This is a genomic window from Hylemonella gracilis, assembly GCF_004328645.1.
Classification (GTDB): Bacteria; Pseudomonadota; Gammaproteobacteria; order Burkholderiales; family Burkholderiaceae_C; genus Hylemonella; species Hylemonella gracilis_B.
Window position 1 is genome coordinate 2,372,290 of sequence record NZ_CP031395.1, and the last position, 15,659, is coordinate 2,387,948.

General features: G+C 69.3%; 15 protein-coding genes. All 15 read right to left on the bottom strand.

All coding sequences use genetic code 11. The features are described from left to right. The 15 genes from DW355_RS11300 to DW355_RS11370 all read right to left on the bottom strand — a co-directional run bounded on the left by DW355_RS11300 (window position 1) and on the right by DW355_RS11370 (window position 15,652). The gene (locus DW355_RS11300) at window positions 1–456 is read right to left on the bottom strand and encodes an excinuclease ATPase subunit (protein ID WP_131280181.1); all 456 of its coding nucleotides are present in this window, start codon (window positions 454–456) and stop codon (window positions 1–3) included. 132 nt (window positions 457–588) lie between these two features. After that, window positions 589–1,860 carry a beta-ketoacyl-ACP synthase gene (locus tag DW355_RS11305; RefSeq protein WP_131280183.1) on the bottom strand — a complete coding sequence of 424 codons (1,272 nt, stop codon included), beginning with the start codon at window positions 1,858–1,860 and terminating at the stop codon, window positions 589–591. Between the two features lie 30 nt (window positions 1,861–1,890). Next, on the bottom strand, window positions 1,891–2,655 hold the full coding sequence (locus DW355_RS11310; RefSeq protein WP_131280184.1) for a 3-ketoacyl-ACP reductase FabG2: 765 nt from the start codon (window positions 2,653–2,655) through the stop codon (window positions 1,891–1,893). Between the two features lie 7 nt (window positions 2,656–2,662). Further along, window positions 2,663–3,136 carry a hypothetical protein gene (locus DW355_RS11315; RefSeq protein ID WP_131280186.1) on the bottom strand — a complete coding sequence of 158 codons (474 nt, stop codon included), beginning with the start codon at window positions 3,134–3,136 and terminating at the stop codon, window positions 2,663–2,665. Window positions 3,137–3,152: 16 nt separating this feature from the next. Beyond that, window positions 3,153–4,424, bottom strand: coding sequence for a beta-ketoacyl-ACP synthase (locus tag DW355_RS11320; protein ID WP_131280188.1), 1,272 nt, complete (start codon window positions 4,422–4,424; stop codon window positions 3,153–3,155). Beyond that, the gene (locus DW355_RS11325) at window positions 4,421–5,053 is read right to left on the bottom strand and encodes a DUF3261 domain-containing protein (RefSeq protein WP_131280189.1); all 633 of its coding nucleotides are present in this window, start codon (window positions 5,051–5,053) and stop codon (window positions 4,421–4,423) included. The genes DW355_RS11320 and DW355_RS11325 overlap by 4 nt, the downstream gene beginning before the upstream one ends. A 1-nt stretch (window position 5,054) precedes the next feature. Then, a complete protein-coding gene (locus DW355_RS11330) occupies window positions 5,055–6,152 on the bottom strand; it encodes an SAM-dependent methyltransferase (protein WP_131280191.1) in 1,098 nt (365 codons plus the stop codon). Window positions 6,153–6,259: 107 nt separating this feature from the next. Further along, window positions 6,260–7,489 carry an NAD(P)/FAD-dependent oxidoreductase gene (locus DW355_RS11335; RefSeq protein WP_131282627.1) on the bottom strand — a complete coding sequence of 410 codons (1,230 nt, stop codon included), beginning with the start codon at window positions 7,487–7,489 and terminating at the stop codon, window positions 6,260–6,262. A gap of 29 nt (window positions 7,490–7,518) precedes the next feature. Further along, window positions 7,519–9,936: an MMPL family transporter gene (locus DW355_RS11340; protein WP_165493182.1), complete on the bottom strand. Its 2,418-nt coding sequence runs from the start codon at window positions 9,934–9,936 to the stop codon at window positions 7,519–7,521. A 25-nt stretch (window positions 9,937–9,961) separates the two neighbouring features. Next, window positions 9,962–10,645, bottom strand: coding sequence for an outer membrane lipoprotein carrier protein LolA (locus DW355_RS11345; RefSeq protein WP_131280192.1), 684 nt, complete (start codon window positions 10,643–10,645; stop codon window positions 9,962–9,964). Next, window positions 10,642–11,079, bottom strand: a complete 438-nt coding sequence (locus tag DW355_RS11350; protein ID WP_131280194.1) for an acyl-CoA thioesterase — start codon at window positions 11,077–11,079, stop codon at window positions 10,642–10,644. The genes DW355_RS11345 and DW355_RS11350 overlap by 4 nt, the downstream gene beginning before the upstream one ends. 8 nt (window positions 11,080–11,087) lie before the next feature. Then, a complete protein-coding gene (locus DW355_RS11355; RefSeq protein ID WP_131280196.1) occupies window positions 11,088–12,086 on the bottom strand; it encodes an acyltransferase in 999 nt (332 codons plus the stop codon). Next, a complete protein-coding gene (locus DW355_RS11360) occupies window positions 12,083–12,853 on the bottom strand; it encodes a glycosyltransferase family 2 protein (RefSeq protein ID WP_131280198.1) in 771 nt (256 codons plus the stop codon). Before DW355_RS11360 ends, DW355_RS11355 begins: the two co-directional genes overlap by 4 nt. Further along, entirely contained in the window at window positions 12,850–15,318 is a 2,469-nt protein-coding gene (locus DW355_RS11365; protein ID WP_131280200.1) for an AMP-binding protein, read from the bottom strand. Before DW355_RS11365 ends, DW355_RS11360 begins: the two co-directional genes overlap by 4 nt. Window positions 15,319–15,397: 79 nt before the next feature. Beyond that, window positions 15,398–15,652: an acyl carrier protein gene (locus DW355_RS11370; RefSeq protein WP_131280202.1), complete on the bottom strand. Its 255-nt coding sequence runs from the start codon at window positions 15,650–15,652 to the stop codon at window positions 15,398–15,400. Window positions 15,653–15,659: the final 7 nt, after the last annotated feature.

A 15,659-nucleotide genomic window follows, 5' to 3' on the forward strand; every position in this document is an offset into this window, starting at 1 on the left:
TTATTGTTCCAGCTTGACGTAGTTGCCCTTGAGGGTCACGGCTGCCATCAGTGCGCCCTTGCGGCACTCGAAGTTCACCGGGTCGCTGTAAGTTTCCTTCTTGAAGTAGCTCACGATGTTCATGACCCCGTTGGCATCCAGGGTCTTGGCCTTGTCCTGGAGCGCGATCAGCGCCGAGAGCGCGGCCCACTTGCAGGCGAAGATCTCGTCCTTGCCCACGGCGTTGGTGCGTTTGTTCGATACATCGTCGTTCGACTTCGACAGCACCTTGGGCGTGGTTTGGCCTGCCAGGTAGAAGGTGACCGTGCCATCCAGTTTGCCTTTGGCTTCCGGCATGTCGATCACATCCTTCAGGGGGATGTGCAGGATTTTGTCATCGGCATGCGCCGATGAGGCAGCGAAAAGGGTCACGGCCGCCAGGGTGCTCAGGAACAGGGGTGCACGATGTAGTCGCATGATGACTCCTTGGTAAGACAGTAAGAAGCGGGCTTGGGCCCGTGTGTCGGTGAGCCGTGATCGTAGTGGAGCCGGACCGTGGCATCCGGGCCACTTCGTAACTTATTGCATCTCTGTGTGTTGCCCTGCCGCTCAGTTTCGCCAGCGGCGAAAGATCAACGAGGTGTTGATGCCACCAAAGGCGAAGTTGTTGCTCATCACGATGTCGGTCTGCAGCGCACGGCCACCTTCGGTGATGTAGTCCAGCGCGGCACAGCGCGGGTCCACCTGGGTGAGGTTGATGGTGGGGGCGAACCAGTCCGCGCGCATCATCTCAATGGACAACCAGGCTTCCAGTGCGCCGCAGGCGCCCAGGGTGTGGCCGATGTAGCTCTTGAGCGAGGAGATCGGCACGCGCTCGCCCAGCACGGCCAGGGTGGCGACGGATTCGGCGATGTCGCCCTGTTCGGTGGCCGTGCCGTGCGCGTTGACATAGCCGATGGCGCTGGCGGGCAGGTCCGCATCGTCGAGCGCCAGGCGCATGGCCTGCGCCATGGTCTCGCTCTTGGGGTGGGTCACATGCGAGCCGTCGCTGTTGGTGCCGTAGCCGATCAGCTCCGCGTGGATGGTCGCGCCGCGCGCCTGCGCGTGCTCCAGTTCTTCCAGCACCAAGGTGCAGGCACCTTCGCCCAGGACCAGGCCGTCGCGCGCCGTGTCGAAGGGGCGGGGCGTGCGTTCGGGCGTGTCGTTCTTCGTGCTGGTGGCGAAGAGCGTGTCGAAGACGGCGGCTTCGGTCGCGTCCAGTTCTTCCGCGCCACCGGCGAGCATGACGGTTTGCTTGCCGCTCTGGATGGCCTCGTAGGCATAGCCTATGCCCTGGCTACCCGAGGTGCAGGCGCTGGAGGTGGTGATGATGCGGCCCGTCAGGCCGAAGAAGACGCCGATGTTGACCGCCGCCGTGTGCGACATCATCTTGATGTAGGTGTTGGCCGTGATGCCCTCGGTGCTCTTGGCGGTGATCATGCGGCCGAAGTCGCCGATGGCCGACGGCGTGCCCGCGGATGAGCCGTAGGAAATGCCCACGCGCCCACTTTGCAGCAGCGGGTCGGCCTTGAAGTCGACGGGGTCGATAAACCCCGCGTCGATCAGCGCGAGTTCGCTCGCGCGTGTGGCCATCAGAGCGACCCGGCCCATGCTGCGCATGGTCTTGCGGTTGTAGTGCGCGGGCAGATCGAAGGGCTCGGCGGGCACGCCCAGGCGCGTGTTCAGGCCTTCGTAGTCTTCCCAGGCCTCGATCACCCGCACCTTGTTGCGGGCCGCGCGCAAGGCAGCTTGCGCAGAGGTCCAGTCGTGCCCCAGGGGGCTGAGGGCACCGAAGCCGGTGACCACCACCCGTTTCCTACCGTTCTTTGTCGTCGTGTCCATGTTCTTGTCCATCCCCGTTTTCAACCGAATTCAACCGTACATGCCGCCGTTCACCGAAATCACCTGCCGCGTGATGTAGCTCGCTTCCGGTCCCAGCAGGAAGGCCACCAATCCAGCGACTTCCTCCGGCCGTCCCATGCGGCGCTGGGGAATGATCTTCAGTGCTTCCTCCAGGGCCTCGGGCGCCATGTCGGCGTGGATCATGTCGGTCTCGATCAGGCCCGGGGCGACGCAGTTGACGGAAATCTCGCGCTTGGCCAGTTCCAACGCCAGGGCCTTGCTGGCACCGATCACCCCCGCCTTGGCCGCGCTGTAATTGGTCTGCCCGCGGTTGCCCATCAGGCCGGAGACCGAGGCCAGCGTGACGATGCGTCCCGGCGCCCGCCGTCGCACCATGGGCATGACGATCGGGTTGAGCACGTTGTAGAAGGCGTCGAGGTTGGTGTGGACCACGCCATCCCACTCTTCGCCCGTCATGGCCGGGAAGGCGTTGTCCCGCGTGATGCCCGCGTTGCAGACCACGCCGTAGTAGGCGCCATGGGCTTCCACGTCGGCCAGCAGCGCGGCGGCGGCGGCGGCGCGGTCAGCCACGTCAAAGCACAGCAGGCGGGGGCGCGCGTGCCCAGGGTGGCGTTCAGTGGCCAGCGCGGCAGTCTCGTCCAGGGGCGCGCTCGGGGCGCGGCCATGCAGCACGAGCTGATAGCCGTCCTGTGCCAGGCGCAGGGCGATGGCACGGCCGATGCCCCGGCTGGAGCCGGTGACGAGCACGGTGCGGGAGGATGTGGCTTGGTTCATGGTTTGTTCATGCGCCGGTCTGCAGCAGGGCCAGCAGATCGGTGTCCTTTCCCTCGGCTTGTTCGTAGACCGAGACCCGGGCTTGGGCCAGCAGAGCCTCGGTGTCGGCATCCTGGATGCGGCAGTCGAACATGCCCAGTCCATTGTCCCCCAGCAGTTCGCAGCGCACCGTCACCCGCAGGCGCGTGCCGAGCGCGAAGGCGCCCACATGCGCCGTGTATCGGCGGCTGCCCAGCAGAAAGCCGGGGCGCTGGCGGGTGCCGCGCCGGGCATGGCCAGCCCCGGCCCAGGTGGCGACGGTCTGGGCCATGTACTCGATGCCGACCCAGGCCGGCACGCCGTCTTCATGCGCGAACAGGCCGTCGCGCACGGTGAGCTCGCAAGTGGCGCCTTCCTCGTCGGCCGCCAGCAGGCGATCGACCAGCAGCATGCCGCGCCGGTGCGGAAGGTAATGGTCGATGGTCTGGAAGTCGTTGGGCATTCGGACAGCGGGCAGGTCAGGTGCCGGACAGGAGCAGCGCGGCGTTGCTGCCGCCAAAGGCAAAGGAGTTGCTGAGGACATGGCGCACGGGGCGACCCAGGGCGGGGCCGCTGCTGGGTGTCGAGGTCAAGGCCGATGCACCGGGCGCCCAGCCCGCTTCGGCGAGCGTGAGCCCGGGCAGCGCGGGGTCGCGCGCGCCGTCCCAGAGGTGCGGCGGCAGTCGGCCGTGCGGGTTGTCCGTCAGCGTGAGCCAGGCGAAGGCGGCTTCGATCGCGCCGGCCGCGGCCAGGGCGTGGCCGGTCAGGGGTTTGGTGGAACTGACCGGAACCGCCGTGCCCAGCACCTCGGCGACCGCGCGGCTTTCCATGGCGTCGTTCTGGGGGGTGGCGGTGCCGTGCAGGTTCACATAGTCCACCGCCTCGGGCGCCAGACCCGCGCGCGCCAGGGCCTGGCGCATGGCGTCGGCCGCGCCCCGTCCCTTGGGGTCCGGGGCCGACATGTGGTGCGCGTCCGAGGTTTCGCCCCAGCCCGACAGGCGCACCGGGCCCGGTTCGCGTGTCATCAGGAACAGCGCCGCGCCTTCGCCGAGGTTGATGCCGGCGCGATGTGCCGACAGTGGCAGGCAGCGCGAGGGGCTGACGGATTCCAGCGCCGAGAAACCGGCGAGGGTGAAGGCGGACAGCGCGTCCACGCCGCCCGCGATGACCGCGTCGGCCAGACCCGCGCGCAGCAGGCGCGCACCCGAAGCCAGGGCCTTGGCACCCGAGGAACAGGCGGTGGAGACCACATGGGCGGGGCCGCGCAGGCCCAGTTCGCGCTGCACGAACACGGCAGCGTTGCCCATTTCCTGCTGGGTGTAGTGGTAGTCATCGGGAAAGCGACTCAGGGCCTGGAACTGCCGCGCCGCTTGCAGGCCTTCTTCCACGCCGGAGGCGCTGGCACCCAGCACCACCGCGACCCGCAGCGGGCCGAATCGCGATACGGCGGCGTCCACCGCGGGACGGATCTGTGCCAGTGCCACGGCCAGCATGGCGTTGCCACGGCTGCGCTCTTGCAGGCGTGCGTGTGCCAGTGGCGGCAGAACCACGGTGTCGGCCAGGGCTCCCAGGGGGAGCGTGACCGGTGCCACCTGCCCCGGGTGCAAAGGCATGTGCGGGGCATAGGCGGTGCTGCTTCGCACGCCGTGGCCCGGGGGCGGTTCCTGCGCGCCGAACAGATGCTGGCGCACTTGCTCGGCGCCGCTGCCCAGCGCGCAAAGCAGGCCCATGGCGTTGAGATGGAGGTTCATGGTTCCAGGCTGTGCGAGCGGATGGTGAGGCGGTAGCCATCGCGCAGGTGCTGCAGCTCGACCAGGCCGATGCCGTCCTGGTAGCGGATCTGGACCACGGCCTCTCCGTCCTGACGCAGGGTGCGGCCGGTTTCGTCGGCGTCCAGCGTCCAGACCCCATCGGGAAATTCGGCCAGCGCGGTGCGCACGGCCTCGGCGGGCCAGAGTGCGAGCTGCAGCTCCGACAGGATGCGCTCGCCGCGCAGCGTCGCGGGCCACCAGGAAGAGCGGGTCTCTTTCAAGCGGCGGCCGTCCCATTCGAGCACGGCGGCGGTCTGCCCCATGTAGAGCAGCACGATGCGCAGGGCATGGGGGTCGGCTTCCAACAGGGTCTCGATCTGTCGGCGCAGCGGGGCCCCGTTTTCATCGCGCGCCTCGATGCGGATGCGCTGTTCCAGCGCCAGGCTGCGGCCCAATGAGGCGGGCGGCAACCGCAGCAGCGGTGCTGTGCCGTCGACGGTCTGCGCGGGCCGGTCCGTGGACAGGCCTGAGCCTTCGTCGGGCGCCGGGCGCAGCAGCGCGCAGCCCGTCAGCAGGCCGGCGGCCAGCCACGCGACGAGCAGGCGGGGAAAGGAATGGGCGATACCCATGTCAGGCCTTGCCGAAGCGCAGCAGCGTATGGCTGTAGCCGATGCCGTCGCGCAGGGTGATGAGGCGCAGGCCAGCCGCCGCGCAGAGGCGGACGTAATCGGCGCTTTCGTAGACCTTGCTGTTGCCGCTGGCCATGGCCGTGAAATAAGGCGAGGTGTTGATCAGACAGTAGGACGCGATGTCGTAGCGCTGCCGGTCCCAGAAGGTGTCGAGGATCAGCACCTGCCCGCCAGGCGCGAGCGCGTCGGCGGCGCGGCGCAGGATCGCGGCGATGGCGGCCTCGCTGAAGCAGGTCAGGAACTGGCTCATCCACACCAGGTCCATGCCGCCGGGCAGGGGCGCTTGCGGGTCGAGCAGGTTGACCGGATGCAGATGGGCGCGCGCGGCCAGGCCGGCGTCTTCCAGGGTGGCGCGGGCGACGGCCAACTGCTGGGGCAGGTCCGCCAGGTTCAGTTCGACCTGGGCGTCGTGGCGCAGCGCGGCCAGGCTGAACTTGCCGGTGTTGGCCCCGATGTCCAGGATGCGGCGCGGCGCGGTGGCGAAGACGTCGGGCAGGATGAGGGGGAAAGAGGTGTCGGAGTGCAGGTGGTCGAAGGCGAACCAACTCGACCTCGCCGGCTCCGGCAGCTCCGTCAGGCCCTGGTAAATCGTGGGCCACTGCTTGCCCGCCAGGGCCCCCAAGGCCGCCAGGCCGGCGGGCTGTTCGTCGTCCAGGGCCTGTTCCAGCGCGTACAGGCCCTGGTAACAGACATCGTGGATGAAGTTGAGGTTGGTCTGCGTGAGCGTGTCGCTCAGCAGGCAATAGCCGGTCTTGTCCAAGGCGTAGCGTCCACCGCGCAGCAGCACGACGCCGCAGGACAGGCAGGTTTCCAGCACCAGCTTGAGCGCGTAGACGCGCCAGCGCCCGGTCGCGGCCATCTCGTCGACGCCCAGCCCCTGTTCGCCCGCTTCGGCCAGGGCCTGCAGCATGCCGCGTTTCCAGGCGTAGCGCACGCAGTGGAACACGACCGGGCCGAAGGCGATCTTCTGCGCTTCATAGCGGGCTTCCAGGGCGGATTGGCGATCGGGAGAGAATTTCTTGTCTTGCAGGGGTGTCATGGCGTCGACATCGGCGTCAGCCCGCGGATCATATCGGCCCTGGGCGTGGGGCCGGGACCGCGTGCCGATGGCAGGCGCATCGCAAGCGTGGGCGACGCGGACGCGTTTCATGGCGCGCACAACTCGGCCAGCACATGCAGGCGGCGCGGTTCGGCCACATAGGGATTGTTTCGGTCCCAGGCGTAGCCGGCGAGGATGGACGCGATCATGCGGCGGATCTCCGGCGTCTGGCGGTCGTGGAAGATGATGCGCTGGAAGTCGCCCTGGTACCAGGCTTCGACGAAGGCGCGGAAGGTGTCCACCCCGGCCTTGAGCGGGTGGGCGTAATCGGCTTCCCAATCCACGGTTTCGCCCGCGTGGGCGCGGCCGATGCAGGCGGCGGCCAGGCTGGCCGACTTGAAAGCGATGGTCACCCCGCTGGAGAAAACCGGATCGAGGAATTCGCCCGCATTGCCCAGCAGGGCGTAGTTGCGGCCCCACAGCGACTTGACGTTGGCCGCGTAACCGACGATCTGCCGGGCTGGCGTGTCCCAGACCGCGTTCTTGAGCAATTCCGACAAGCCGGGGTCTTCGGCCACCAGGGCGCGCAGGCGCTGCGTTTCGTCACCGGGGTACTGCGCCAGGAATTCGGTGTGCGCCACCACCCCCAGCGAGCAGCGGCCGTTGGAGAAGGGGATGGTCCAGAACCAGACGTGCGGGAACTTGGGGTGCACGGTGACGCGGATCTTGTTGCGGTCGAAACCCGAGGTCGGCTCGATGTGGTCCTGCACATGGGTGAAGATCGCACCCCGCGCGGGGAAGTCCGAGGGCGTCTCCAGCTGCAGCAGTCGCGGCAGCACGCGGCCGAAGCCGCTGGCGTCCAGCAGATGGCGGGCCCGCACCTGGTAGAGCGTGCCCTCGGGCGAACGTGCGGTGACGCAGGGTTGCTCGCCCGCCACGTCCACCGCCGTGACTTCATGGCGGTAGCGGATGTCGGCACCTGCCTTCTGCGCCGCCTTGGCCAGCACGTCGTCGAAGGCGGCGCGTTGTACCTGGTAGGTCGTGCCCCAGCCAGGGCTGGATTTCTCGCGGAAGTCAAAGGCCGTGTGGCGCTCGTTCCAGGCGAAGGCCGCGCCGTTCTTGTACTGGAAGCCTGCTTCCACCACGTCGCGCAGCATGCCCGCCGCTTCGATCAGCTCCATGCTTTGCGGCAGCAGGCTTTCGCCGATGGAAAAGCGCGGGAATTGCTCGCGTTCGAGGATCAGCACCTGGCGGCCCTGCTGGCGCAAGAGGCCGGCGGCCACAGCGCCCGCGGGGCCGGCGCCGATGATGAGGATGTCTGTCGTTTCGGTCTGAATGGAAGTCATGGTGGGCGTTGTGAAAGAAATCATGGCGCGGCGCCGCCGCGAGCTGCGTCGGTCGGCGCGCCCGCCGGGGGGCGCAGACAGGGTGCGAGCAGCCCGACGATGGCGAGACCGAACATCAGGGTCAGGCCGAAGGCGCGCAGGGCGGGCGTGCTCGACAGGCCCAGCAGACCGAAGGCCAGCCAGGTGCTGGTCGCGCCCAGGCTGACCGCCAGCCAGGCCGAACCGTCGTTGGGGTGTTCGAGCAGGAAGATGCCGTAGTCCACTCCCACGCCCAGCAGCAACAGCAGCGCCAGCATGTTGAACAATTGCAGCGGTTGGCCCAGCAGACCCAGCAGCGCCAGCGTGGCGACGCTGGCCAGGGCGGTGGGCAGCCAGCCCCGCCAAGCCTGCCGGCCAAAACGCCAGGCCAGCGCGGCGAAGACGGCGGCATGGGCCAGCAGCAGCAGCAGGCCCATGGCCAGGCGGTAGCGGCCGAGCAGCTGGCTGATGTCACCCGCCTTGTCGACCCAGCGCACACCTTCCAGTCCCTCGGCCGCGGCCGCCAGGGCGGGCAGCACGGTGGTGTCGTGCAAACCGCGCAACAGCACGACGCTGGCGGAGCCGGAGCTCGTGGCTTGCACGCCGCGGAGTTCGCCCAGCCACAGCGTGCGCGCCGCCGCCGAGCCCGGGCCGTCCAGCCAGCGTTCCAGCGTCAGCGGCTCGTTGGCGAAGGCGGGACGACGCAGCGATTCACCGAGCGCCGGACCGATCGTCGCCAGCACCCGGGTTTCGACCGCGGCCGTCAACGCAGCGTCACTCCGCTGTCGGCTCAGGGATGGGAGCCAGTCGGACAGCGCGCTGTAACCGAAGCCATGCCGCCGCGTCAGCGGCTCCAGCCGGGCCTTCAGGGCTTCCTCGCGCTGCAGAACCTGTTCGACGTTCGCGCCCTGCACCAGGTAGAACTGTGCTGGGCTGGCCACGCCCAGCAGGCGGGCCAGCCGGATCTGTGACTGCATCAGTTCGGGCGGGGAACTCTGCAACTGGCGCACGTCGTCGTTGACCTGCAGACGCAGCAGCCCGGTCAGGCCCAGGGCCGCGAGCAGCAGGCATGCGATCCAGACGCGGTAGGCCTGTCGCGGCCGGGCCGGCCAGGCGAGTCGGGGCCAGCGGCCCAGGCTGGCCCCCACGGCCTGCGCGAACCGGTTGGGCCGCACCGTGCCGCGGTCCAGCAAGGGAAACCAGCAGACGGTCGTCAGCATGGCCGCCGCCAGTCCCACCGAGGAAAACAGCGCCATTTGCCGCAGGCCCGGGAAAGGGGCGAGACCCAGGGCCAGGTAAGCCAGCACGCTGGTGGTCAAGGCCAGCAGCAGGCCCGGCAGGAGCCGGCGCATCAGCGCCTGCGGCACCACCTGGGGCTGGCTCTGGCGGCTGCTGTAGTAGTGGATGCCGTAATCCTCGGCCACGCCCACCAGGCTGGCGCCGAAGATGAGCGTGAGCAGATGCACCGAGCCGAAGACCCAGGCCGTGACCGAGAGCGCGACGGCGCAGCCGATCCCCAGCGACAGTGCCACCAGCACGATGGGGCGGGGTGAGCGGAAGGCCAGCCAGACCAGGAGCAGCACGGCGGCCAGCGAGCCCCAGCCGATGGTGTTGATTTCGCGGTTGGCCTGGGTGGCGGCGGCTTCCGCGTGCAGTGGCACGCCCGCACGCAGGATTTCCAGGTCCTCGGCGCCGGCAGCCACCGTGGGGTCGGCGCGCAGCGCGGCCCGTGCTGCAGCCTGCGCGGCCTGCAATGCGTCGCCGCGCGCGGTGCTGCCGTCGAGCGCGAAGGCCGAACCGGTGATGTCGTAGGCCAGGACCACCCATTCGCGCCCTTCGGTGGAGAGCCAGAGCCAACCGTCGCGCGGCCTGGCCCGCGTCTCGGCGGCGCGCGCCGTCCACCACTGCGACCACAGGCCCAGCGGGTCGGCCAGCCAGTCGGAAAGCCGCGCCTGAACCGCCGGCTGGTACAGCGCGGCGAGGGCGCCCTGGGCCAGCGCCTCGGTTCGCGCTCCGGTCTGCGCCGCCTCCAGTTGGGTCCGCTGGGCAGGGGTGAGCAGACGATCGCGCCAGGGCCGGTAGAAGGCGATGGTCTCGGCGAAGGCGCCCGCATTGAGCGCCTGGCTCTCGACCAGCGCGCCCTGTCCTGCCAGGGCCTGGCGCCAGGCCGCTGCGGCGCGCTGGGTGTCGTCCCAGCGCGGCGTGCCCAGCATGACGAGGATCTGGCGCGAGGCCTGCTCGGCCAGCCGGCGCGTGGCGAGGTCCACCTCGGGTGCCTGCTCGTCGACGGGCAGCAGGCTCATGATGTTGGCGTCCAGGGCCTTCGGGTCCTGCCAGAAGCGCCATTGGTGGACCGCGACCCCCAGCACGAAAACCAGCCAGAGCAGGGCCGCGCCGCGCCAGAGCCGATGGCCCGTCAACGCGGAACGCGTGTGGGGTGCGGGGTTATTCAAAACGCGCGCTTTCCGCCGGGCTGAGTTGCGCGGCCGTGCTCTGCGCGCTGAAGCGGATGACGCTTTCGTCGCCGCGTGCTTCCGTCAGCGTGACGCTGTTGACGTAGCGTTCCCCCTGCAATTCGACCCGGGCCAGCCATTGGGCCAGGGCCGCGTCGCGCGGGGTCAGGACGAGGCGCCAGTCCGATGCGCCGCCCGCCTGGCCCTCGATGTGGAAACGCTCCGCCAGGCGGTCCAGATCGGCCGCCATCAGCGCGAACAGCAAGGCGTTGATGGCGCGCAGGCCGGGTTCCTCGCGCGCGTCCAGCTGCGTGCCGACGCTGCCGTCGGCCTGCAGGCTTTGCAGGCGGTCACGGGTGACGATGAGGGTGGACTCGAAGGGCGTGCGCGTGTGCCAGAGGATGCCGCGTTCCCGCGCGACCAGAAAGTCGCCGCGCGAGACCAGCGGGTTCTTGAAGCCCTGGATGCGTTTGTGCTGCTCGAAGCGCCCCCGCAGCACGGGTGCGGTCTGCAGGCGCTGGCGCAGCTGCGCCAGCAGCGGTGTGTCCGGCTCGGTGGCCCGTGCCGGGGGCAGTCCGCCGAGGCCCAGGGCCAGCAGGCCCAGCGCGCGTGCCAGCCAGGCGCGGCGAACCAGGCCGGGGCGGGTGACCGGGGGCTGTTCGTGTGATTTTTTCATGCCGTCGCCCCCGGTCCGTCCACGCCCAGCCGTTCCCACAGCACAGGCGGGCAGACGTAGCGCATTTCCCGCGTGGCCATGTCCACCGCCACCTGGATGGAATAGGCGGTGGTGAGCTTGGCGCCGCTTTCCTTGTCGCGCAGCAGGTAGTTGATGCGCAAGCGGTTCTCCCATTCGACGATCTCGGCACGCACCGTCAGCGGCCGGCCATAGGTGGCCGGGCGCACGTACTTGAGCCGCATGTCGACGATGGGCCAGGCATACCCCGATGCCCGCATCTGCGGGTAGTCATAGTTGAACTTGGCCAGCAGCGCGCAGCGCGCCATTTCCAGGTACTTGACGTAGTGGCCGTGCCAGACGATTTCCATCACGTCGATGTCGAAGAAGGCCGGCGTGACCTCGATGTCGTGGACAAGTTCGGGGGCGGGTTTCATGGGCGGGGTCATGGAGAGGCACCATTGGCCAGAGGGTGCGCGGGGGCGTCCCAGAAGGGATAGAAGTTGAACCAGTCGTAGGGGGAGCGCGCGACCGTGTCTTCCAGGCTGCGCGCGTAGCGCGTGGCCAGCTCGGTCAGCGCGGCGTCACGGCTGGCACGCGGCAACGTCGCGTGTTCGGCCAGGCACTCGAAATGCAACTGGTAGGTATGTCGTCCCCCACCCAGCGTCACGCGGGTACAGGCCATCAGGTAAAGCGGGCAGCGCAGCAGCGCCGCCAGCACATAGGGGCCGATCGGAAAGGCGGCTTGCGCGCCGAGAAAAGGCACGCGCACGGTCTTGCTGGCGGTGACGGGCACGCGGTCGCCCGCGATGGCGACGAACTCACCCCGTGCCACCTTCTCCGCCAGCAGCACGGCGGTGGCAGGCGTGATTTCGCTGACCTGCATGAGCTGCACGCGGGGGGTTGACGCCGCGCCATCGGCCTGGCCCAGGCGCTGGAGAATGCGGTTGAAGCGCTCGGCATGGGCGGTGTGCACGAGCACCGTGAGCTGGAACGGGTGGGCATAGTCGGCGGCCGCGGCGCGGCAGAGTTCCAGGCAGCCGACATGCGCGGTCACGAAGATGCCACCCTGACCCCGCTGGATCATGGCGAGCACCGGTTCGCGGCCGGTGAAGCGCATGTGCTCGAAGCGGTAACGGCCACTCAGGGCCAGCAGCTTGTCGAGCAGGCTGTCGGCGAAGGCGAGGAAGTGGTGCAGGCCCTGGCGCCCGCCCGGCGGGCGGGGGAACACCGCGCGCGCGGCCTGCAGGCGGCGCAGGTAGTCCAGCGAGGCGCGGCGGGCCAGGGGGCGGGAGGCCCAGTAATAAAAGACCACGGGGTAGAGGAACAGGCGAAACGGCCAGCGTCCGAGCCAGCGGTGCACGCCGTACAGAAACAGCAGGCCCGTGGCGAAGGTGCTTTCGCCGATATCGGCCCAGTGTGTCGAGTGGGTCTGGGGTTTCATTCCGCCCTCCGGGTGGCGGATCGGCCACGCAGCCTGCGGGTGAGCAGGCGCGGCAGACGCCACAGCATGCCGAAGAAAAGACGGGCGTGCATGCGCGAGATGAGCGCGTTGTCCAGCCAGACGCGGAAGTGCGAGACCCCATGCTCGGGGTAGCGCACGCGAGTGGACAGGTTGACGATGGTGCAGCCGCGCCAGTGCAGGCGCACGAGGACCTCGCTGTCGAAGTCCATGCGGCGGCCGATGGCTTCGGTGTCGAGCAGGGCCAGCGTGGGGGCCAGGGGGTAGACGCGGTAGCCACACATGGAGTCGCGGATGTCGAGCGAGAGCGTGTTGATCCAGACCCAGACATGGGTGAGGTAGCGCGCGTAGAGCCGCCCTTTGGGCACCGAGGCGTCGTAGAGGGGCACGCCGCAGATGACCGCATCGGGTTTGGCCTGGGCCAGCGCCAGGAAGCGCGAGGCGTCGTTCGGGTCGTGCTGGCCGTCGGCATCGATCTGCAGGGCATGGCTGTAAGCTGCCGCCCCGGCCGCGCGCAGCCCCGCCATCACGGCGGCGCCCTTGCCCTGGTTGCGTGGCAGCCGCAACAGGGTGACACGGGGCGCCTCCTGTCGGTAGATGCCATCCAGCAGCGCCGCGCAGCCCGCCTCGCTGCCATCGTCCACCAGCAGGCAGGGCAAGCCTTGGGCCAGGAGGGCCTGCACCATGCGGGCGATGGCCTGCGGGTGGTTGTAGACGGGGATCACCGCGATCGGCTTGAAATCCGTCATGCGCTTGCGTCCTTGCGTCGTGGCTCGAAGACCAGACGCCCGCTGGAATGAACCACCGGCGTCCCGCTCTCCGTGCCGCGGTAGCTGAATGCCAGCGCGCCGCGTTCGGCCTCCCAGCGCAGATGCAACGCCACCCGTGCGCCGGGCAGGATGGGGCGCTGGAACTTCAGCACGTCGATGCGGCTGAAGTTCGCGGTTTGCGGGGCTGAGTCCGCGAACAGGGCCCGTGTGTATTCCTGGCCGAAGCGCGCCGCCCAATCCAGTTGCGCCACCCCGGGCAGGATGGGGACGCCGTCGAAGTGGCCGTCGAATGCGAGCAGGCCGGCATCCACGTCGAGGACCAGCACGGCGCCCGCTTCATCGCGCTGCTGCCAATGGGCCGACGGTAGCGGGGCCCGTGCCGTGGCGGCGGATGGTGCCGGGGACGTGGCCGGTGTGCCCTCAAAGGCGGCCGGTGCATCGATGGTGACGGTGTCGGGGGCATCGAAGAGGGCCGCCAGGGCCGACTCGGTGGTCTTGCCCTGGGCGTTGACGGGCAGCTCGGTCACGTAACGCCAGCGGCGCGGCAGGGCCACGCGCTCCACGCCTTGCAACAAGGCGGCCCGCAGCCGTTCGTTGAGCTCGCGCTTGCCCTGCGCGCGCAGCAGGGCCAGGCCGGCATCGCTGGGCACAGCCGCCACCGCGAGGTGCAGGCGGCGCGAGGCCTGGTTTTTTTCCTCCAGCACCAGGGCCCGTGCGTCCCGCAACAGGCCGGTGCTCAGCAGAGTGGTTTCCAGCGCGGTGAGCGAGACGCGTTTTTCCTCGATCTTGGCGATGCGGTCGGCCCGGCCTTGCAGGACGAAACCACCGCCATCGCTGTCGGGCAGGGCACGCACGCGGTCGGCGGTCTGGAACCAGCGCGCATCCGGCAGGTTGGGCGAATGCACGGCGAGCAGGCCGCGCGTGCCGGGCGCCGCGTCGCCGGCGTCGTCTTCCTCCGTGATGCGCCATTGCACCGCGGCGAAAGGCAGCCAGCGTTCCCCGTGCACGGCACGTTGCCGCCACGCGATGCCGCCGGTTTCCGAACTGCCGTAGACCTCGATGGGCGAGTGACCCAGCAGGCGCAGGGTGGCTTGCGCGGCCTCTGGCGGCAAGGGCCCGCCGGACGAGAAGACAGCGACCAGTGCCGCGCGCGCACCCTGCCAGTCCAGCGCGTCGGGCAGGCGCTTGAGGTGGGCGGGGCTGCTGATCAGCACGGCCTGGGCTGCCGGCACGCGACGCAGATGCTCGGCCAATTCTTCCGGGTAGCTGATGCGGTGGACCTGCAGGGAGCGCTGGGCCGCGAGCGGCCACAGCACCTGGAACAGCAGGCCGTAGATGTGCTGGTGCGAGACCGTGGAGTACACGGTGGTGTCATCGCCCATGCGCGTGCCAAAGGTGGCCTGCAGGGTGTGGATTTCTGCGTCGAGCTGGGCCAGGCACTTGGGAATGGCCTGGGGCTGGCCGCTGGAGCCGGAGGTGTAGACGACCATGTGCGTGGCGCGTGGGTCCAGCGGGGCGAGTGGCGGCAACGATGACCCGGAGGCCGGGCCCAGGTTCGGGCTGGCGTTGTTCGCAAGATCCGGGGCCCGCAGGGCGCCGGGCAGATCGCCGGCGCGGCAGGCCGTGGCGTCCAGCGCGGACAGGTTTTGCAGCGTCGCGGGCTGCGCGTCGCCCGGCAGGTACACGGTCTTGCCCGCGTGCCAGGCGCCGTAGAGGGCGGCGGTGAAGCGTTCGCTGTCGTCGAAATAAAGAATCGCGCCCGTGCCGGCCTGGGTGGCGAAGTTCGCGCGCCAAGCCTGCACCTGCGCCACGAAGCGGGCATCGGTCGACTGCGCTGCCGCCACGGCCAGCGGACGCCAGCGCCGCGCGGCGTGCTCGGCCTGGCGTCGCTCGAAGCGCCGTCGCAAAGTCGGGCGCAGCAGCCATTCACCGGCAAAGAGCAGGCCCATGAGCAGGTAGGAGACCAGGCCGTTGTACAGCGCCCAGAGGCCGTCACCGCCCGCCGCCCGGGGCCAGCAGGCGGTGACCAGGGCCACGGCACCGTTCAGCGCGAAGAAGCCGCACCAGACCCGGGTCAGGCCACGGGTGTAGGCCACGCCGGACGGTGGCAGCGCGGGGTCACTCAGGCGGGCCAGTCGCTCGATGACGGCCGGCGGGTGGCGCAGGCTCCAGCTGAAGACGGCGAACATCAGGATGCTGACCAGCACCGGGTAAAGCTTGATCGGCAGCACGCTGCCGCTGAGGACAGTGGACAGCGCCAGGGCCAGCGCGCCGAGCGCAACGACCAACCAGAAGCGCTCGCGCCGCAACCAGGCCCGACCCAGGGCCAGCGCGGCCAGCAGCAGGGCCAGCCAGTGGGGCGCGAAGTGATCCAGCGTGAGGTAGATCAGCAGCGGGTAGGCGCATGCCAGGAGCGCGATCAGGAGCAGGAGGGGGCGGCGCACAGGAAGGTCTTCTGCCGGGACAGGGCGGGCGTGGGCGGAGCAGGGCCGCGGGGTCGGGCTGACAAAGCGTGGTGGTGCTTCAGGCCGCAGGTTCCTGCGCCAGGGCGTGGATGGCGTCCACCACGTCCTGGACGGTGCGTACGGACTTGAAGGCTTCGGGCTGCAGGCGCTTGCCCAGCAGCGGCTTGAGCTGCACGATCAGGTCGATGGCGTCGATGCTGTCGATGTCCAGGTCGTCGTAGAGCCGCGCCTCGGGGGTGATGCGCGCCACCTCGATGTCGAAGGTGTCGTGCAGGATGGACACGATTTTCTGCAGGATGTCGTCTTTGGTCATGGCGGGT